Here is an 18,515-nt window from a genome sequence, read left to right as displayed (position 1 = left end):
ACCTTAATTTGTGCAAAAGTTCTGTCAAATAATATCCAAAATTGGGTGTATTTCCAAATTAATTCTCTGATTTTAAAGCCTTTTGTAATTGATCTTTTAAATTTGGTGGTAAGCCTTTGATGGTTAGGGTATCTGTCATAGGATCCCATTGAATACGTGTATTTAATAATTCCGCATCAAAACTTAGGGTAACGCCCTTTCCTGACCCAGAGAATTTTGTTAGCGATTTCAATGTTGAACGTATTGGTGGAATACTCTCTTCCAAACCATAATTCTGTTTTTCCGTAAAGACGACAAAAGGCTGTTCGTTTAGAGTGGGTAATGAATCAGAAAGTTCCCTTAATTCAATATTGTTACCATTTGAAAGCTGACCTTTACAATATTCAAACACTTGTTTTTTTACCGCTTGAGTTTGCTCTTTGTTGAGTTCGCCTTGATCGCAGTAATCACTCACAGCTTGCAATAAACATTGATTTTGAACTTGTGGATTTAATCCTTCTTCGGCACCTAAAAAATCCATAAAAAAATCACTAATTTTGCGACCAACACGGCCTTTTATAAAGGTTAAATAACGATTAGAGTTCGCATTTACTTGCAAATCCGTCAAATTTATCCGTGCCGCAATATCAAACTGAGTAATATCCAAATATTCTGTACGGCGAATATCTAAATGCTCATCGACTAACATACTATGGCGGCTATCAAGCAATACAATAAACAAATAATCTGTCGCTAAGAAATTATATTGACATAAAATCAAGGTGCCACTTTCCGCAAAGTTATATTTACCTAGCTCATCTGCAAGCAATTTTGTTGAATATTGACTAAAACCCAAAAACTCAATTTCTTGCTCTAATAAACGATTTAAATGTTGTGCAAATATAGACTTTTCCTGAAACACGCCAAAAGCCTTAGCTTTATTTTGATAGCCTTGATGCAATTGTAACATCATTTGTTCTACTTCTGGTGTAATGGACAGCAACTCGTCGCGTAATACGCTTTCCATTTTTATACTGTCGCCATCCACATTTTTGACTAACTGATGCAAAACAATTTGATTAACGGTAATACTCATTTTTGTCACCTTTGAAAAATTTGCCGCAAATTATAACCGCACTTTTTAAGCAAGAAAAAAGAAATTATTTAGGTTCTACCAAATAATCGGGTATCATAAGCCAAATTTTTTTTATTTTTAACATTATGGCTCAACATTCTAAATATTCTGATGCTCAATTAAGTGCGATTGTAAACGATATGATCGCAGTATTAGAAAAACATAAAGCCCCTGTAGATCTATCCTTAATCGCATTGGGTAACATGGCAAGTAATTTATTAACTACCAGCGTGCCGCAAACTCAACGTGAGGCATTGGCTCAAGCGTTTTCGAACTCCTTAATTAATGCGGTAAAAACACGTTAATATGAAATGGATTAAAAAAGGCTCCTTCAGCGGCAAACAATACCGCGATGACGTTTCACGAAAAATTTCGTGGGGTCATTGGTTTGCCTTTTTTAATATTATTGTTGCTATTCTTATTGGTGCACGTTATGCCTTTATCATTGACTGGCCAGATACTCTCGCAGGAAAACTTTATTTCTTTGTGAGTTTGCTCGGGCATTTCAGTTTCAACGTTTTTGCGTTGTACTTACTGGTGGTCTTTCCTCTGAGTTTCATTGTTAAAAATCACCGCACTTTTCGCGGATTAACCGTGATTTTTTCCACGATTTGCACAACCTTATTGTTATTTGATACCGCCGTTTTCAATCGTTTTAATCTGCATTTATCCTCTGTTGTATGGAATTTGCTGGTCAATCCAGAAAATGGTGAAATGTCGCGCGATTGGCAAATTTTCTTTGCACCAATGCCAATAATTTTACTGGCACAAATGTTATTTTCTCGCTGGAGTTGGGAAAAGTTACGTAGTCTTGAACGCCAAAAATGGCTAAAAGGCACTGGTATATTCTTAACCACAACATTCATCGCGACGCATTTAATTTATGCTTGGGCAGATGCTTATTTGTATCGTCCGATCACCATGCAACGCTCTAATTTCCCTTTATCTTATCCAATGACAGCTCGTTCTTTTTTAGAAAAACACGGTTTCTTGGATGGGGAAGAATATACGCAAAAATTGGCGCAAGAAGGTCGTTTAGATGCCTTAAAAATTGATTATCCGAAAAAAGAACTCACTTATGCACCAATTACGCACAAACCTAATATTCTGCTCGTAACGGTTTCGGGTTTACGCCATGATGCGATTTCTAATGAAAAGATGCCAAAACTTGCTAAATTTGCAACAAGCTCAACGGAATTCACTAATCATTACAGCACAGGCAATAGTAATAACGCAGGCTTAATTGGATTATTTTACGGGCTAAATGCAAATTACACCGATAGCATTTTAAGCAATCATACCCAATCTGTTTTAATTGAAAAATTACGTGCTGAAAATTATCAATTGGGTTTATTTTCTGCTACGAATTTCAAAGATAGCATCTTCCGCCAAGCATTATTTCGTGAAATAAAACTTTCATCGAATAAAACCAACAAACCAAATAATGAAAGTGCGGTAAAAAATCTCAATGATTTTATTAAAGCACAAAAAACTGACTCACCTTGGTTTGCTTATTTGGATTTAGCCTTGGAGGCTAAAAACCCATCAGATTATGACCGCACTTTGCAAGACATTGATTCTCTTTTAGCAAAAGTGTTAGAAAGTACACCGCTTGAAAATACATTAGTCATCATCACGTCAGAGCATGGTTTAACCTTTAATGAAATGAATCAAAAAGAGCGAGAAAACTACTTTGGGCGTGATGAAATTCAAGTGCCATTGCTTGTATATTGGAAAGATTTACCCGTAGGTAAACAAAATGGATTAAGTAATCATGCGGATATTTTCTCTGCATTAATGCAGACAGTATTCCGTGTAGAAAACCCGTTGATGGATTATAGTCAGGGACGCAATCTCTTTGATCTTAAAGGAGATGACTGGGTACTTGCCTCGAATTTCCGCTGGAATGTGGTGATTCAACCTGATGGAACACAATATCACATTGATCGCAAAGGGAATTACAAAAAATTCGATAAAGATTATATCGAGCAATCTTCAGACAGACCGCCACTTGGAATTTTTTTAGAAGCCTTCCAATTACAAAATTTCTTCTTTGAAAAATAATCTATAAGTGCACAAAAGAATGGATTTTTTGCCCTTAAGTCTTTATACTCACGCCTCAGTTTAAGACTGAAAAATGTTATTAATGAAAATCCGTGAGTTTTTCATAACATTATCATAATGCTTCTCGCCGTACTTACAGTACCTTTCAATTAATATACATTCTCGTCTTTTTATCCTTTCTTTTTTACGGAGTTTGTATGAAAAGCCATGTTCGTAGTTTTAAAACCTATATTCGCGATGAAATTATCAAAAAAGGCGGGTGGGTAAATGCCCATGCTCATGCTGACCGCGCTTTTACGATGACGCCAGAGAAAATTGGGATTTATCATAGTAGTAATTTGCAACAAAAATGGGATTTAGTGGATGAAGTAAAACGCACTTCCAGTGTTGATGATTATTACGCACGTTTTTGCCAATCTATTGAATTAATGATATCCCAAGGTGTAACCGCATTTGGTACTTTTGTCGATATAGACCCAATTTGTGAAGATCGTGCAATTATTGCCGCACACAAAGCCCGCGAAGTGTATAAACATGACATTATTTTGAAATTTGCCAATCAAACTTTAAAAGGGGTAATCGAACCCACTGCGCGTAAATGGTTTGATATTGGTGCAGAAATGGTAGATATGATTGGCGGCTTACCATATCGTGATGAATTGGATTATGGACGTGGCTTAGAAGCGATGGATATCTTGTTAGATAAGGCCAAATCTCTTGGAATTATGTGTCATGTACATGTAGACCAATTCAACAATCCAAGTGAAAAAGAAACCGAGCAACTTTGCGACAAAACCATTGAACACGGAATGGAGGGGCGAGTTGTAGGTATCCATGGTATTTCCATTGGCTCACATTCAAAAGAATATCGCTACAAACTTTACGAAAAAATGCGTAAAGCCAAAATGATGATGATAGCCTGTCCGATGGCATGGATTGACAGTAATCGCAAAGAAGATCTTATGCCATTCCATAATGCGCTCACGCCAGCAGATGAAATGATCCCCGAAGGTATCACTGTTGCCCTAGGCACAGATAATATTTGTGATTACATGGTTCCTCTATGTGAAGGCGATTTATGGCAAGAATTAAGCCTATTAGCTGCGGGTTGCCGTTTCCCTCACTTAGATGAAATGGTCAATATCGCAAGTATTAACGGTCGTAAAGTGTTAGGACTAGAGCTAATTTAGTTGCGTATGGTGGGTTTAAGCCAGCTAGTTACCATAACTATTTTAAAACCCAGAAAAACGCGTAAAAGTGAAAGAATTGATTGCGATATTTGGTGCTCGTAAATAATAAAAATAAACCGCACTTTTGTTAGTGTTCGGTTAGATGACTGTTTTCTTTAAATCATCTAGCGTATTAAAATTCTCGAAGTTACCTTCTTCTTGCGCGAATTTTACTGAAATCCCGCCATTTTCTTTCATAAATTGTAAAAGGCGTCGTTCACCCGATGCTAAATAGTGTCGCAATTTTTCCTTTAGCTGAACGGACATTAAACAAAAAACGGGATGTTCACGTTCTTCATCGCAAGCATACGCAATTAAAGTGCGGTCATTTTTAACCGCACTTTTGAGTTTATCTAAAAGATTCATAGGAAAAAAAGGCGTATCACAAGGTGTAAAAAGGATAAAGTCACTTTTTGTCTTTTCTAGAGCTGTTAGCATGCCACTTAATGGCCCTTGAAAATCGGGCAGTTCATCGGAGAAAACAGGAAAGCCAAATTTTGCATATTCTGTTTGATTTCGGTTAGCGTTAATTGAAATCTGATGAATTTGTGGTTGTAAGCGATTAATAACATGTTCAATTAAAGATTGTTTACCTAAAATCTGTAATCCTTTATCTTGCCCGCCCATTCTGCGTGCTTTGCCACCTGCCAAAATTACCGCGCTTATTGTGATTGTCATATTTTAATCTATCATTATTTCAAGTATCATTTGCCTATTTTTTACGATTAAAAAGGAAATAGCAATGAAATGTAAGCGTTTAAATGAAGTTTTGGAACTTTTACAGTTTTATTGGTCTAAAGGCTCGGATTTGAGCTTAATGGAAATTTTGCAAAAAATTGCCAATGAATCAGGTTTCCAAAAACCATTAAATGAATTAACTGATGAAGTGATTATTTATCAGTTAAAAATGGATGGTACAGATAAATATGAGCCAATTCCGGGTCTCAAAAAAGATTACGAAGAAGATTTTAAAACCGCATTGCTCCGTGCTCGCGGTATCATTAAATAAGAGGAAAGAAATGAAAAAAGTATTACTTGCGTTAGGTTTAGGTGTCAGCACGCTTATGTCTGTAAATAGTTTTGCCGCAGATTTACAAGAAGGCAAACAATATGTTCAAGTGAGTCAACAGGCTTCACAGCAAAAAGAAGTGATTGAGTTTTTCTCATTCTATTGCCCGCATTGTTACGCCTTTGAAATGGAATACAAAATTCCACAACAAGTCGTAGATGCTTTACCAAAAGATGTGAAGTTTAAACAATATCATGTGAATTTCTTAGGTCATCAATCTGAAAACTTAACACGTGCTTGGGCGTTAGCAATGGCATTAGGTGCAGAAAGTAAAGTAAAATCACCATTATTTGAAGCGGCTCAAAAGGATGCCTTGAAATCAATGGATGATATTCGAGCTATCTTCTTATCAAATGGTGTAACTGCCGAGCAATTTGATGGTGGCATTAGTAGTTTTGCAGTGAATGGTTTAGTTAATAAACAAGTAAATGTCGCAGAACAATTTAAAGTGCGTGGCGTACCTGATTTTTATGTAAATGGAAAATTCCGTGTAAACCCTGAAGGGTTAAATTACGATGATTTCGTGAAAGATTATGTGCAAACCGTAAAAGGTTTATTGCAAAAATAACGAAAAATTGGTTTAATGCCTGCCCTATTTTGTAAATATTAATGAAAGAAGAGAGAATATTATGGCTGCAAGTTTTAGCGTAACGCGTCGTTTCTTTGACGACAAAAACTACCCACGTGGTTTTTCCCGTCACGGTGATTACACAATTAAAGAATCACAGGTGCTTGAGCAATATGGTCAAGCGTTCAAAGCATTAGACTTAGGGGAACGTGAGCCAGCGACTAAAGAAGAAAAAGATTTCATCGCATTTTGCCGTGGTGAGCGCGCAGCAGAGACTTTCTTTGAAAAAACTTGGAATAAATATCGTACTCGTATTAACACTAAAAAACGTGTTTACACCTTATCTAGTGATGTGAGTGAAGCTGCCTCTGGCGGTGAAGATTATTCCGGCGAATAAGATACGTTAAATAAGGCAGGCGGAAGTCTGCCTTTTGTTTTTGAATAGCTTGTGAAATCACGCGTAATTCACGGCTGATAACTTTATTCTCCTATCTTTGTATGAACAATTCGTCTTCATACACCCTATGAATACTAATTTCTATGCAATTACCGATTTTTCAATACAACGAACTGCTACAAAAAAAACTTGAAAAATTAACCGCACTTTTGCGCCCTTTCAATGCACCAGATATTCAAGTTTTTGACTCTCCAACAAGTCATTATCGCATGCGTGCGGAGTTTCGTATTTGGCACGAGCAAGATGATTTTTACCATATTATGTTTGATCAAGCGACGCTGCAGCGTTATCGCGTGGATGAATTTCCAATCGCCAGCATGCTAATTAATCGTATGATGCAAACCTTATTACCTTTGTTAAAACAACAAGAAGTGCTACACAAAAAATTATTCCAAATTGATTACCTTAGCACCTTGAGTAATAAGATTATTGTGAGCTTGCTTTATCATAAAACACTCACTGAAGAATGGGAAAGTGCGGCTAAAAATCTAAAAGATTTACTCGAAAAGCAAGATTTTGATGTGCAAGTAATCGGGCGTGCAAGTAAACAAAAAATCTGTTTTGAGCAAGATTATGTGGACGAAGTTTTACCTGTGAATGGCAGAAATTATGTCTATCGCCAAGTCGAGAATAGTTTTACCCAGCCAAACGCAACGGTAAACTGCAAAATGCTTGAATGGGCAATTGATTGTACCCAAAATAGCGAAGGTGATTTATTAGAGCTTTACTGCGGAAACGGTAATTTTTCTATCGCACTTGCACAAAATTTCCGTAAGGTATTGGCAACCGAAATCGCCAAACCTTCTGTAGCCGCCGCACAATTTAATATTGCTGAAAATAAAGTGGATAATTTACAAATTATCCGTATGTCGGCAGAGGAATTTACGCAGGCAATGAATGGGGTTAGAGCCTTTAACCGCTTGAAAGGAATTGATTTAAAATCTTACGAATGTAATACCATTTTTGTCGATCCACCTCGCGCAGGGCTTGATCCTGATACAGTGAAACTTGTACAAAATTACGATCGCATTTTGTATATTTCCTGTAATCCACATACGCTGTGTGATAATCTTGTTGAACTTTCAAAAACGCACCGCATTGAAAAAGCGGCGTTATTTGATCAATTCCCTTACACTGACCACATGGAAAGCGGCGTATGGCTCATTCGCAAGTAGGAATTCAGCTGATTTCTGAATCGACAGAAAAAACATTAGCAGAATTGACCGCACTTTGTGCTGAACACAACATTATTCATCATGAAAAGAGCCCACTTGCGCTTGTTCAAACGGATGAACGTTTAGAACTTCGTAAACTAGACGAACCTAAACTCGGAGCGGTTTATGTTGATTTTGTTGGTGGTACAATGGCTCATCGTCGTAAATTCGGTGGTGGTCGCGGTGAAGCCATAGCAAAAGCGGTAGGTATTAAAGGTTCAGAATTGCCAACGGTTATTGATGCAACAGCTGGTCTAGGACGTGATGCCTTTGTGTTAGCCTCGATTGGCTGCCAAGTTCGTTTAGTAGAACGCCATCCTGTTGTTTTTTTACTTCTGCAAGATGGTTTAAATCGTGCTTATCAAGATGAGGAAATCGGCGAGATGTTGCAACAAAATTTGCGCTTGCTGAATGTTCACCATATTAATGAACTTGATCCTAATAGCGATTATGCCGATGTGGTTTATCTCGATCCAATGTATCCGCATAAACAAAAATCTGCACTAGTAAAAAAGGAAATGCGAGTATTCCAGCATTTAGTCGGGGCTGATTTAGATGCTGATGAATTGCTTTTACCTGCACTACAATTAGCTAAAAAACGTGTGGTCGTGAAGCGTCCTGACTATGCGGAATTTCTTTGTGGAAAACAACCGCACTTTAGCCGTGAAACGAAAAATCATCGCTTTGATATTTATATGGGAGCATCACGATGCTAAGAGAAAGTGCCGTTGTTATTAGCTATGAAAATGGCATTGCCAAAGTGAAATGCCAATCCCAAAGTGCCTGTGGTCAATGCGCAGCTAAAAACAGTTGTGGAACATCAAGCCTTTCCGAATTAAACGGTAAACGTGGCGAGCATATTTTTAATGTGGAAACATTAATGCCATTACGCGAAGGTCAAATTGTTGAAATTGGATTAGAAGAAAAATCAATGTTGTTGTCGGCATTATTGATGTATGTTGTACCGCTTTTGACCTTATTGATTGTGACTATGTTGTCCGATTATATCAGCGATAATGAAATCCTGCGTGCCATTTTAATCTTCGGATTAACCGCACTTTCTTTCATTTTTGTAAAATCTTATAGCAGAAAATTAGGGCAACAAACAGAATTTCAGCCTGTTTTATTGCGCATATTATCTTAAGTTTTTTATTCGCTTTTTATTATTTCTGCGATCTAGATCGCAAACTATAAAGCTAGTTATTTAAATTACCCATTGAAAAAAGCTCTTTATAGGCTTGGTCAAAACTTAGTGATGATGTGGCAAAAGTTGCTATTCTAGCAATGCCTGTTATACTTTATGGCGAGCAACCGCTTTTCCTAAAAGGATGAAATATTAGTTTTTTGCTCGTTATTGCTTATGCTTGTCTCGTAATGGGGAGTAAATTTCGTCAATTAGTGGAGGGAAAATAATATGTGGCTTACTATAGGGCTTGGCATTGTTGCGCTTCTTGCTATCGGTGGACTTATTTTTGCCAATTATGTAGCAAAACATTCTTAATTTATTAACCCCGATCTTTCGGGGTTTTCCGTATCTAAAGTGCGGTTATTTTTAAGGTTATTTTTATGAACAATCAGATTCCTTTACTTGGCGTTACTGGTTATAGCGGTAGTGGTAAAACAACATTATTAGAAACACTTATCCCAGAACTTATCGCTCGTCACATTCGCGTTTCGGTGATTAAACATAGCCATCACAATATGCAAGTTGATAAAGAAGGAAAAGATAGTTGGCGTATGAAAGAGGCTGGTTCTTCTCAAGTCATTTTAGCGAATGATGAACGTTGGGCGATTATGACGGAAACGCCAAAACCTGTTTCATTGGATTATTTAGCACAACAATTTGACCGCACTTTAACAGATTTAGTGTTGGTGGAGGGGTTTAAACAAGAGCCAATTCCAAAGATTTTGCTCCATCGTCAAGAAATGACAAAACCTTTATCCGAAATTGATGAATATGTAGTGGCGGTTGCGACGAATTATCCCCTTGAAATTGATCGCACTTTGTTGGATATTAACCGCATTCCGCAAATTGCCGATTTTATTGAAAATTGGTTGCACCATTTTCACGGAGCACGATGACTACTGAATCTAATGCCTATCGCGGTTTAGCTTGGGTAGCAGCAATGGCGCTTTTTATGCAGAGCCTAGATGCCACCATTCTTAATACTGCCTTACCAGCGATATCCTCCGATTTACATAAACCCGCCTTTGAAATGCAAATGGCGATCATCGCTTATTCTTTAGCTGTTGCATTATTTATTCCTCTTACCGCTTGGGCTGCGGCAAAATTTGGGACATTGACCGTTTTTCGTAGTGCAGTTTTCACGTTTATTTTAGGTTCAGTTGCTTGTGCCGCGGCCTCTAATTTAGAGAGCCTTATTTTAGCCCGAGTGATTCAGGGGATAGGCGGTGCCTTTATGATGCCCGTTGCGCGTTTAGCTATTATTCAAGCTGTCCCCAAACAACAATTAGTGAATGCTTGGAATTTAATGGCAACTGCAGGTTTGATTGGGCCAATTCTAGGGCCTATTTTAGGTGGATGGTTAGTCATTCACGCCAGTTGGCACTGGATTTTTTTAATTAATATTCCAATTGGTGCACTAGGAATTTTGGCATCGGGCAGCGTGATGAACAATATCAAGGGCGAGGCAAAGAAGTTAGATTGGACAGGTTTTTTACTCTTTGCATTGGGGTTAGTTGGTATTACGCTTGGTTTGGATTTACTCGGCGAAAGTCAGCATAATTCAAGTGTAACTTATAGCATATTAGTTGTTGGTATTCTGTTACTCGTAACTTATTGTGGCTATGCTAAAAACAATGAAAATGCCATTTTACCCTTATCCCTTTTCCGAACTCGTACATTCAGATTAGGCATTATTGCCAATATTTTTATTCGATTATCTGCATCTGGTGTGCCCTTTTTATTACCTTTGATGTTTCAATTATCTTTCGGTTACAGTGCTGAAATGTCTGGTTGGTTATTAGCACCGATTGCGTTAATTTCTGTGATGTTGAAAATATTAATTGGACGAATTTTAAATCGTTGGGGTTATAAAACCACGTTAATTTCATCCGCACTTTTGATGGCAGGTTCTGTGATTTCAATGGCTTGGTTAGATAAACAAAGTTCTCTAACTTGGATTATTTGTAATCTTATGTGGTACGGTGCTTGTATGTCGATAATTTTCACTTCAATTAATACGCTGGCTGTAGGCGATCTTTCAAAACAACAGTCTGGCACAGGCTCTACCGTATTAAGTATTGTACAGCAAGTGGGGATTGGATTTGGTATTGCTGTGTCATCAATAATCTTAAATCTTTATCGACATTTCTTTAGCGCAAATGATGGCTTACAACAGGCATTCAGCTATACTTTTTTAACTTCATCACTTTTTGTAATCGCCCTTGTTTGGTCGCTTATGAAATTACACAAAAATGATGGCGATCATTTACGAAAAATGCCTTAGATTAATTTGTTATAATCCATAGGATTTTTTTATTTAAAAAAAGGGAAATTTGCTTATATCTTATTGATATTTCTTGTTGGTGGAGATAGCTCCATCGTTTAACCATAAATGGTGGGGCATTCTCTGCCTAACATTGAGGTATGCTTATGAAACTAAAAGCAACATTAACTCTCACCGCTGCAACTCTTGTTTTGGCAGCTTGTGATCAATCTAGCTCGGCAAATAAATCTACCGCTCAAACTGAAGCAAAATCCTCGTCAAATAATACTTTCGTTTATTGCACAGTGAAAGCTCCATTGGGATTTAGCCCTGCGTTAATAATTGAGGGTACTTCTTATAATGCAAGCTCACAACAAGTGTATAACCGCTTAGTTGAATTTAAAAAAGGCTCAACGGATATTGAACCAGCTTTAGCTGAAAGCTGGGAAATTAGCGATGATGGCTTAAGTTATACTTTTCATTTGAGAAAAGGGGTTAAATTCCACACAACAAAAGAATTTACCCCGACACGTGATTTTAATGCAGATGATGTTGTATTTTCATTCCAACGTCAGTTAGATCCAAATCATACATATCACAATGTATCTAAGGGGACTTATCCATATTTTAAAGCAATGAAATTCCCTAAATTGTTGAAATCAGTGGAGAAAGTAGACGATAACACAATTCGTATTACCTTAAACAAGAAAGATGCGACTTTCTTGGCTAGTCTTGGTATGGATTTTATTTCTATTTATTCTGCAGAATATGCTGATTCAATGCTGAAAGCGGGTAAACCAGAAACGCTTGATAGTCGCCCAGTGGGGACAGGCCCTTTTGTTTTTGTGGATTATAAAACAGATCAAGCCATACAATATGTTGCGAATGAAAATTATTGGAAAGGTAGAACACCTTTAGATCGTTTAGTCATTAGCATTGTGCCTGATGCAACAACACGTTATGCAAAATTACAGGCGGGTACTTGCGATTTAATTTTATTCCCAAATGTAGCGGATTTAGCCAAAATGAAAACCGATCCAAAAGTACAACTTTTGGAACAAAAAGGTTTGAACGTAGCGTATATCGCATTCAATACCGAAAAAGCACCGTTTGATAATGTCAAAGTGCGCCAAGCGTTGAATTACGCAGTGGATAAAAAAGCGATTATTGAAGCGGTTTATCAAGGCGCAGGAACATCAGCTAAAAACCCACTTCCTCCAACAATTTGGAGTTATAATGATGAAATCCAAGATTATCCGTACGATCCAGAAAAAGCAAAACAACTTTTAGCAGAAGCGGGTTATCCAAATGGTTTTGAAACTGATTTCTGGATTCAACCTGTTATTCGTGCTTCTAATCCAAATCCAAAACGTATGGCTGAATTAATTATGGCGGATTGGGCGAAAATTGGTGTAAAAACTAACCCAGTGACTTATGAATGGGCTGATTATAGAAAACGAGCAAAAGAGGGAGAATTAACTGCGGGTATCTTTGGTTGGTCTGGCGACAATGGCGATCCTGATAATTTCTTATCCCCATTATTAGGTAGCTCAAATATAGGTAATTCTAATATGGCACGTTTCAATAATTCAGAATTTGATGCTTTACTCAATGAGGCTATTGGATTAACCAATAAGGAAGAACGTGCGAAACTTTATAAACAAGCTCAAGTTATTGTCCATAATCAAGCACCTTGGATTCCAGTTGCCCACTCTGTTGGTTTTGCGCCACTTAGTCCTCGCGTAAAAGGTTATGTACAAAGCCCATTTGGCTATGACGCTTTTTATGGTGTGAGTGTTGATGGTAAATAATTCATATTGATTTACTTATTTTAAGCCCTTATTTATAAGGGCTTTTTATTTATCAAGGATTATTCTGTAAAAAATATGTTAAATAACTTTAACTTGAGTATAATGCTCAGCATTATTTCTATCGGATATGATTCCGTAGAATAATAAAAATTAATTGTTAATATAAGGAACAAAAATGGATTTCAATCGAATTATCACTCATATGAATGATCATCATCAAGATGATATGGCTGCCCTTTGTAAAAAATTTGGTGGCGAAAAGGAAATTACAGATGTGACGTTAGTTAATGTAGATTTTGCTGGTTTAGATTTTAAATATAATGGTGGCAAAACATTACGTGTGGAATTTCCACAACAAGCTGACGCAGGTTCAATTAAACAAGCAATCATCAATCTTTGTGTAGAAAATAAACCAGTTGCAAATTACGATCGTATCAAGGCTAAAATTGATGAATTTCGTCAAGAGTTTAAAAGCTGTGTGCTTTCTACTTTAGATAAAGATGGCTTACCTATGGCGTCTTATGCACCAATTATTTTCTTTGATGGAAAATATTATATTTATATCAGTGCCATTGCAGAGCATTATGAGAATTTAAAACGCAATCCAAATCAAGTAGAAGTGATGTTTTTAGAAGATGAAAACAAAGCGAAGTCAATTATTGTGCGTACTCGCTTACGTTATAAAGCAAGTGCACGTTTTATTCCTCGTGAAGATCCAATTGTTGAAAAAGTCTTAGATAAATTAGCCGAAACTATGAATGATGTAGGCGGAATTAAAACAATTCGTGAATTTACTGATTTTGATTTAGTTGAACTTACATTTGGAACAGGTCGTTTTGTAAGAGGTTTTGGCCAAGCTTATTTGATTGATGCTAATGGGGAAATTTCTCATATTGGTGTCAAAGGTAATCCACACGAAAAAGAAAGTGATAAATAATATTGTCTCTTAATGAAGATAAAGGGTTGAGTGTAAATTTATACTCACCCTTTTGTTTACGATAAATTCCAATGAAATTGAAATTTCTTTATTTTTTATCGCACTTTATTTTCATTAAGGACAAGGCTTGCTTACTATAATTTCGATAACTTGTCTGTCGATATGTTGCATACTTTTTGATACAATAGCGCAGAGATTATCAATAGTTCGATCAAGATCATGTTCGACAATACCTTTATTGCCGCAGCAATGGGTAATCCCACCATGCCAGTTCCAGGCACAGCAACACCCAATCCATTTTTCATCAGATTAGGCGAAACTTTTGCTTCAATGTGTTCAGGTGTTTTGCCTAAATATTTCGCCGCTGTAGCGGATGCCAGAGCAAGAGAAATGGGTTCGGTACAGCCTAGGGCTGGCACAACATCATGTTTAACGATGTGGAGTAATGGTTTTTCAATTTCGTTAAGTCTTTCTAAATTCATTATTACCTATCCAATTAATGTGCTTCATCCCAATTTTTACCGACACCTACTTCCACAATCAATGGGACAACTAATTCAGCAGCGGCTTCCATGTGTTGTTTAATTTGTTCACGGAAAAACGCGACTTTTTCTGACCGCACTTCAAACACTAATTCATCATGTACTTGCATAATCATTTCAATATCTGGATCGTGACGGATTACTTCATCAATTTTAATCATCGCTCGTTTAATAATATCCGCAGCTGTGCCTTGCATCGGTGCATTGATCGCTACGCGTTCTGCTCCTTTACGACGCATTGCATTGCTAGAATTAATATCAGGTAAATATAAACGGCGACCAAATAGTGTTTCCACATAGCCTTGTGCTTTCGCTTTTGCACGAATATCGGTCATAAATTGTTGTACGCTAGGATAGCGTTGGAAATATAAATTCATGTATTTTTGTGCATCAGCACGGGAAATACCAAGTTGGCGTGAAAGTCCAAAGGCGGACATTCCATAAATTAAGCCGAAATTAATCGCTTTAGCATTGCGACGTTGCTCGCTGGTGACTTCATCTAATGATACACCGAAAATTTCAGCTGCCGTGGAGCGATGAATATCCTTGCCTTGCGAGAACGCACTAATTAAGCCTTGATCGCCCGAAAGATGCGCCATAATACGTAACTCAATTTGAGAATAGTCAGCGGCGACAATAGAATAACCTTCACGCGCGATAAATGCTTGTCGAATACGGCGACCTTCTTCATTCCGAATTGGGATATTTTGTAGGTTTGGATCGCTAGATGATAAACGTCCTGTCGCCGTCACCGCTTGATGATAAGAGGTATGCACTCGGCCTGTTTGTGAATTGACCATTTGAGGCAGTTTATCCGTGTAAGTGGATTTAAGTTTGCTCAACCCACGATGTTCAACCAAAATTTTGGGTAATTCGTGGCTATAGGATAATTCTTCCAATACTTCTTCATTTGTTGATGGTGCACCTTTGGGCGTTTTTTGTAAAACAGGTAGCCCAAGTTTATCGAACAAAATTTCTTGTAATTGTTTGGTGGAGGCTAAATTGAATGGCTGACCCGCTAATGCGTAAGCTTGTTTTTCAAGTGCGGTTAATCTTGAGGCAATTTCGTTAGATTGCATAAAGAGAGCATCACTATCAATCAAAACGCCTGTACGTTCCATACGAGAAAGCACATGAAGCAATGGTAATTCCATTGTTTTATACAATTCAACAAGCGTTGGTTCTTCTTGCAGTTTCAACCACAGTGCTTGTTGTAATTTCATTGTCACATCAGCATCTTCTGCCGCGTATTCTGTGGCTTGTTCTAAGGGAATTTGATTAAACGTAAGCTGACTTTTCCCTTTTCCTGCAAGGCTTTCAAATGCGATAGTCTCATGCCCTAAATAACGTTTAGCTAAATCGTCCATATTATGACGACCCGTACTATTTAGCGTATAGGAAAGCAACATCGTATCAAATTCAACACCTTGTAATTCAATGCCATGACGGGCAAAAATACTTTCATCAAATTTAATGTTTTGTCCAATTTTGTGACTATTAGGATTTTCTAAGATTGGTTTGATAGCGGCAAGTGCGGTCGATTTTTCGAGTGTTTTTGGTGCATCCAAATAATCCAATTGCAATGGTAAATAAGCGGCTTCGCCATTTTCAAGAGCAAAAGAGATACCCACTAAATTCGCAGACATATAATCAAGGCTGTCTGTTTCAGTATCGACTGCAATGAGTTTTGCTGAATTGAGTTTTTCAATCCAGCGGGTTAAATCCGCTTGAGTGAGTAAGGTTTCATATTTTGTGCGATCGATTTGAATTTTAGGCGTATTTTCCACCGCACTTTGATCTTGTGAGGTCGCCTGATACTGGTTCATTTTCACTGGCTGTTCAGTGGTTTGGGTAATAGAATCTGCCCCATTCATCACTTCATTAAGCCAGCGTTTAAATTCGTAGCGAGCAAAATATTCAATGAGTTGATCCTTTTGGCTTTCTCCAAGCAACAATTGATCTGTTGTCACGTTAAGTTCAACATCGGTTTTGATGGTTGCTAATGTATAAGAAAGATCGGCATTGGATTTTTCAGCCAATAATTTTTCACCTAGTTTTTTCGCACCACGAATTGGCAGTTCCGCTACTTTTTCAAGATTGGCATAAATCTCGGCCATGCTTCCTATGCCTTGTAGTAAACCAAGTGCGGTTTTTTCGCCCACGCCAGCAACGCCAGGAATGTTATCTGCACTATCGCCCATGAGTGCTAGATAATCAATAATGAGTTCAGGTGGAATACCGTATTTTTCAATCACACCCTCGCGATCCAATAGGCTATTATTCATGGTGTTGATGAGCATAATATTGTCATCCACCAACTGTGCCATATCTTTATCGCCAGTACTAATGAGCACTTTTTTACCCAAACGCGATGCTTGTAGTGCGAGCGTGCCGATCACATCATCTGCCTCAATCCCTTCCACCACTAAAAGCGGAATGCCCAATGCACGAATCATATCGTGCAAAGGCTGAATTTGTTTGCGTAAATCATCAGGCATTGGCGGGCGATGAGATTTATACTGTTCAAACATTTCATCGCGAAATGTTTTCCCTTTTGCATCAAAAACAACGGCTATATGAGTGGGCTGTACTTGTGAGATGAGGCTTTTTAACATATTTAACACGCCGTACATCGCACTTGTTGGCTCACCTGCGGCATTAGTTAAAGGAGGAAAGGCATGAAATGCACGATATAAATAAGAAGAACCATCCACTAGCACAAGCGGATTTGCTGCAATTTGGGTCATAAAAATCTCGTTTTAAACTAAAAAATGCGGGCATTATAACGTAATTTATGGTGATGAGCGAATGGCGGGTTTAATGTAAAATTTATGACGAATATTTTTTGCTATGGCATAATATCAGCCATTCAAATATTTAATTTAAGGAAATCAAATGTCGTTAAAATTGGTCGAAATTTTAGTTTTGGGTCAGGTTTTGCGTTTAAATGTACCCATTGAACAAGAAGAATTACTGCGCCAAGCTGCGCGTAATTTAGATATATTGGTTTCCGAAATGAAAGAAAAGACAGGCCTTATTCAGCTTGATCGTGTGCTTTCTATTGTGGCACTCAATTTGAGTTTTGAATTAAGCCAAGAAAAAAATAAAACGGCTAAAATTGAAGAGGTATTGAGAACGGGTATCCAACAATTAGATCATTCATTAGAAAATATTCGTGTTACAAAAGAACCGCATTAAATTAATGATCAAATTAGAGTCATTTTGTTAAATTTGACAAATAAATGCTAGTCAATACTGAGAATTTGGGCTAGTATAAACCCATAAGAATTACCTGGAGTGTTCGTCAGTAGGCTATGTCCCTGAGCCGATACTTTAAATCTTATAAATTGGTTTCCTATCGTTGGTGTGTAGGCTTAACCTTTGACTCGTTCATTGGGCTAAGAAACCTGAAAACGGTATCAACTGATTTCCTTGAACCGTCGGGTTCAAGGACTACTGCCCGCAGCGGCACTCTGGGGTCTTCCTTTTCATTTCTATGAATACTCAAAAACGCCAGCAAATCCGCACTGAAATCCGAAAAATACGTGCAAATTTAACCGCACTTCAACAGAAAAAAGCTGAACAATCAGTTACTCAACAGGCGTTAAATCTTATCGAGCAACGACAAGCCAAAAATATTGCATTATATTTTTCTTTTGATGGTGAAATTTCGACAAAAGCCTTAATCCAATCCCTGTGGATGCAAAATAAAAATGTGTATTTGCCTGTTTTACATCCTTTTACTAAACACTATTTATTGTTTTTACGCTATTTACCTGATACGCCAATGAAACAAAATCAGTTTGGCATTTGGGAGCCAAAGCTGAATGTTCAAAATGTTTTGCCATTAAATGAACTGGATATTTTATTTACGCCGTTAGTGGCTTTTGATAAACAGGGAAATCGCCTTGGTATGGGCGGTGGATTTTATGATCGCACGTTGCAGAATTGGCAAAATAAGTCTTTTATTCCAGTTGGTTTAGTGCATCAATGTCAGCAAGTAGAAAATCTTCCCACTGAGCATTGGGATATGCCACTGTTCGATATTTTGGTGGATTAAA

Annotated in this window: 19 protein-coding genes, 1 other RNA gene and 1 pseudogene; 17 read left to right on the top strand and 4 right to left on the bottom strand. The window is 37.5% G+C overall.

The window, feature by feature from the left end:
* Positions 1-58: 58 nt before the first annotated feature.
* Positions 59-1,075: a nucleoid-associated protein YejK gene (gene yejK, locus DQN49_RS00815; RefSeq protein WP_006995505.1), complete on the bottom strand. Its 1,017-nt coding sequence runs from the start codon at positions 1,073-1,075 to the stop codon at positions 59-61.
* A 125-nt stretch (positions 1,076-1,200) separates the two neighbouring features.
* On the opposite strand from yejK, the gene DQN49_RS00810 reads away from it, so the two are divergent.
* The 3 genes from DQN49_RS00810 to DQN49_RS00800 all read left to right on the top strand — a co-directional run bounded on the left by DQN49_RS00810 (position 1,201) and on the right by DQN49_RS00800 (position 4,368).
* The gene (locus tag DQN49_RS00810) at positions 1,201-1,419 is read left to right on the top strand and encodes a YejL family protein (protein ID WP_005625990.1); all 219 of its coding nucleotides are present in this window, start codon (positions 1,201-1,203) and stop codon (positions 1,417-1,419) included.
* Position 1,420: 1 nt separating this feature from the next.
* Positions 1,421-3,178 (top strand): DUF3413 domain-containing protein, encoded by a 1,758-nt coding sequence (locus DQN49_RS00805; RefSeq protein WP_006995506.1) that lies wholly within the window; start codon positions 1,421-1,423, stop codon positions 3,176-3,178.
* A 197-nt stretch (positions 3,179-3,375) separates the two neighbouring features.
* Positions 3,376-4,368 carry an amidohydrolase family protein gene (locus DQN49_RS00800; RefSeq protein WP_005648312.1) on the top strand — a complete coding sequence of 331 codons (993 nt, stop codon included), beginning with the start codon at positions 3,376-3,378 and terminating at the stop codon, positions 4,366-4,368.
* A gap of 138 nt (positions 4,369-4,506) precedes the next feature.
* Here the strand turns inward: DQN49_RS00800 and mobA are convergent, their stop codons facing one another.
* Positions 4,507-5,085 carry a molybdenum cofactor guanylyltransferase MobA gene (mobA, locus tag DQN49_RS00795; RefSeq protein ID WP_006995507.1) on the bottom strand — a complete coding sequence of 193 codons (579 nt, stop codon included), beginning with the start codon at positions 5,083-5,085 and terminating at the stop codon, positions 4,507-4,509.
* Positions 5,086-5,149: 64 nt separating this feature from the next.
* On the opposite strand from mobA, the gene DQN49_RS00790 reads away from it, so the two are divergent.
* The 11 genes and pseudogenes from DQN49_RS00790 (at position 5,150) to DQN49_RS00740 (ending at position 13,912) form a co-directional block, all read left to right on the top strand.
* Entirely contained in the window at positions 5,150-5,416 is a 267-nt protein-coding gene (locus tag DQN49_RS00790) for a YihD family protein (protein WP_006995508.1), read from the top strand.
* Between the two features lie 10 nt (positions 5,417-5,426).
* A complete protein-coding gene (gene dsbA / locus DQN49_RS00785) occupies positions 5,427-6,044 on the top strand; it encodes a thiol:disulfide interchange protein DsbA (protein WP_006995509.1) in 618 nt (205 codons plus the stop codon).
* A gap of 61 nt (positions 6,045-6,105) precedes the next feature.
* On the top strand, positions 6,106-6,441 hold the full coding sequence (locus DQN49_RS00780) for a DUF413 domain-containing protein (protein ID WP_006995510.1): 336 nt from the start codon (positions 6,106-6,108) through the stop codon (positions 6,439-6,441).
* 143 nt (positions 6,442-6,584) lie between these two features.
* The gene (trmA, locus tag DQN49_RS00775; protein ID WP_006995511.1) at positions 6,585-7,676 is read left to right on the top strand and encodes a tRNA (uridine(54)-C5)-methyltransferase TrmA; all 1,092 of its coding nucleotides are present in this window, start codon (positions 6,585-6,587) and stop codon (positions 7,674-7,676) included.
* Positions 7,658-8,431 (top strand): class I SAM-dependent methyltransferase, encoded by a 774-nt coding sequence (locus DQN49_RS00770; RefSeq protein WP_006995512.1) that lies wholly within the window; start codon positions 7,658-7,660, stop codon positions 8,429-8,431. Before trmA ends, DQN49_RS00770 begins: the two co-directional genes overlap by 19 nt.
* A complete protein-coding gene (locus tag DQN49_RS00765) occupies positions 8,425-8,859 on the top strand; it encodes a SoxR reducing system RseC family protein (RefSeq protein WP_005648296.1) in 435 nt (144 codons plus the stop codon). The genes DQN49_RS00770 and DQN49_RS00765 overlap by 7 nt, the downstream gene beginning before the upstream one ends.
* Positions 8,860-8,930: 71 nt before the next feature.
* Positions 8,931-9,128: pseudogene (locus DQN49_RS10330) on the top strand (hypothetical protein).
* A gap of 153 nt (positions 9,129-9,281) precedes the next feature.
* On the top strand, positions 9,282-9,797 hold the full coding sequence (gene mobB, locus DQN49_RS00755) for a molybdopterin-guanine dinucleotide biosynthesis protein MobB (RefSeq protein WP_006995513.1): 516 nt from the start codon (positions 9,282-9,284) through the stop codon (positions 9,795-9,797).
* Entirely contained in the window at positions 9,794-11,185 is a 1,392-nt protein-coding gene (locus tag DQN49_RS00750) for an MDR family MFS transporter (RefSeq protein WP_006995514.1), read from the top strand. Before mobB ends, DQN49_RS00750 begins: the two co-directional genes overlap by 4 nt.
* A 146-nt stretch (positions 11,186-11,331) precedes the next feature.
* Positions 11,332-12,975, top strand: coding sequence for an ABC transporter substrate-binding protein (locus DQN49_RS00745; RefSeq protein WP_013527308.1), 1,644 nt, complete (start codon positions 11,332-11,334; stop codon positions 12,973-12,975).
* A gap of 175 nt (positions 12,976-13,150) precedes the next feature.
* Positions 13,151-13,912 carry a HugZ family heme oxygenase gene (locus tag DQN49_RS00740; RefSeq protein ID WP_005652481.1) on the top strand — a complete coding sequence of 254 codons (762 nt, stop codon included), beginning with the start codon at positions 13,151-13,153 and terminating at the stop codon, positions 13,910-13,912.
* A gap of 134 nt (positions 13,913-14,046) precedes the next feature.
* Here the strand turns inward: DQN49_RS00740 and DQN49_RS00735 are convergent, their stop codons facing one another.
* A complete protein-coding gene (locus DQN49_RS00735) occupies positions 14,047-14,394 on the bottom strand; it encodes a hypothetical protein (RefSeq protein WP_006995516.1) in 348 nt (115 codons plus the stop codon).
* A 14-nt stretch (positions 14,395-14,408) separates the two neighbouring features.
* Positions 14,409-17,201, bottom strand: coding sequence for a DNA polymerase I (gene polA, locus DQN49_RS00730; protein WP_006995517.1), 2,793 nt, complete (start codon positions 17,199-17,201; stop codon positions 14,409-14,411).
* Positions 17,202-17,349: 148 nt separating this feature from the next.
* On the opposite strand from polA, the gene DQN49_RS00725 reads away from it, so the two are divergent.
* From DQN49_RS00725 to DQN49_RS00715, 3 genes are all read left to right on the top strand, one after another.
* Positions 17,350-17,652: a cell division protein ZapA gene (locus DQN49_RS00725; RefSeq protein WP_005651366.1), complete on the top strand. Its 303-nt coding sequence runs from the start codon at positions 17,350-17,352 to the stop codon at positions 17,650-17,652.
* Positions 17,653-17,740: 88 nt separating this feature from the next.
* A non-coding RNA gene (gene ssrS, locus DQN49_RS00720) (6S RNA) lies at positions 17,741-17,938 on the top strand.
* Positions 17,939-17,950: 12 nt separating this feature from the next.
* Positions 17,951-18,514, top strand: coding sequence for a 5-formyltetrahydrofolate cyclo-ligase (locus DQN49_RS00715; protein ID WP_006995518.1), 564 nt, complete (start codon positions 17,951-17,953; stop codon positions 18,512-18,514).
* The last annotated feature ends 1 nt before the right edge of the window (position 18,515 follow it).

The sequence above is a fragment of the Haemophilus aegyptius genome (genome assembly GCF_900475885.1).
GTDB lineage: Bacteria > Pseudomonadota > Gammaproteobacteria > Enterobacterales > Pasteurellaceae > Haemophilus > Haemophilus influenzae.
Note: the sequence above shows the minus strand (reverse complement) of the source record. Positions and strands in the feature narration are given on the sequence as shown.

Excerpts from the sequence above, each read along its gene's own strand:
- yejK (WP_006995505.1), bottom strand. The coding sequence starts at position 1,075 with ATGAGTATTACCGTTAATCAAATTGTTTTGCATCAGTTAGTCAAAAAT.
- DQN49_RS00810 (WP_005625990.1), top strand. The coding sequence starts at position 1,201 with ATGGCTCAACATTCTAAATATTCTGATGCTCAATTAAGTGCGATTGTA.
- DQN49_RS00805 (WP_006995506.1), top strand. The coding sequence starts at position 1,421 with ATGAAATGGATTAAAAAAGGCTCCTTCAGCGGCAAACAATACCGCGAT.
- DQN49_RS00800 (WP_005648312.1), top strand. The coding sequence starts at position 3,376 with ATGAAAAGCCATGTTCGTAGTTTTAAAACCTATATTCGCGATGAAATT.
- mobA (WP_006995507.1), bottom strand. The coding sequence starts at position 5,085 with ATGACAATCACAATAAGCGCGGTAATTTTGGCAGGTGGCAAAGCACGC.
- DQN49_RS00790 (WP_006995508.1), top strand. The coding sequence starts at position 5,150 with ATGAAATGTAAGCGTTTAAATGAAGTTTTGGAACTTTTACAGTTTTAT.
- dsbA (WP_006995509.1), top strand. The coding sequence starts at position 5,427 with ATGAAAAAAGTATTACTTGCGTTAGGTTTAGGTGTCAGCACGCTTATG.
- DQN49_RS00780 (WP_006995510.1), top strand. The coding sequence starts at position 6,106 with ATGGCTGCAAGTTTTAGCGTAACGCGTCGTTTCTTTGACGACAAAAAC.
- trmA (WP_006995511.1), top strand. The coding sequence starts at position 6,585 with ATGCAATTACCGATTTTTCAATACAACGAACTGCTACAAAAAAAACTT.
- DQN49_RS00770 (WP_006995512.1), top strand. The coding sequence starts at position 7,658 with ATGGCTCATTCGCAAGTAGGAATTCAGCTGATTTCTGAATCGACAGAA.
- DQN49_RS00765 (WP_005648296.1), top strand. The coding sequence starts at position 8,425 with ATGCTAAGAGAAAGTGCCGTTGTTATTAGCTATGAAAATGGCATTGCC.
- mobB (WP_006995513.1), top strand. The coding sequence starts at position 9,282 with ATGAACAATCAGATTCCTTTACTTGGCGTTACTGGTTATAGCGGTAGT.
- DQN49_RS00750 (WP_006995514.1), top strand. The coding sequence starts at position 9,794 with ATGACTACTGAATCTAATGCCTATCGCGGTTTAGCTTGGGTAGCAGCA.
- DQN49_RS00745 (WP_013527308.1), top strand. The coding sequence starts at position 11,332 with ATGAAACTAAAAGCAACATTAACTCTCACCGCTGCAACTCTTGTTTTG.
- DQN49_RS00740 (WP_005652481.1), top strand. The coding sequence starts at position 13,151 with ATGGATTTCAATCGAATTATCACTCATATGAATGATCATCATCAAGAT.
- DQN49_RS00735 (WP_006995516.1), bottom strand. The coding sequence starts at position 14,394 with ATGAATTTAGAAAGACTTAACGAAATTGAAAAACCATTACTCCACATC.
- polA (WP_006995517.1), bottom strand. The coding sequence starts at position 17,201 with ATGACCCAAATTGCAGCAAATCCGCTTGTGCTAGTGGATGGTTCTTCT.
- DQN49_RS00725 (WP_005651366.1), top strand. The coding sequence starts at position 17,350 with ATGTCGTTAAAATTGGTCGAAATTTTAGTTTTGGGTCAGGTTTTGCGT.
- DQN49_RS00715 (WP_006995518.1), top strand. The coding sequence starts at position 17,951 with ATGAATACTCAAAAACGCCAGCAAATCCGCACTGAAATCCGAAAAATA.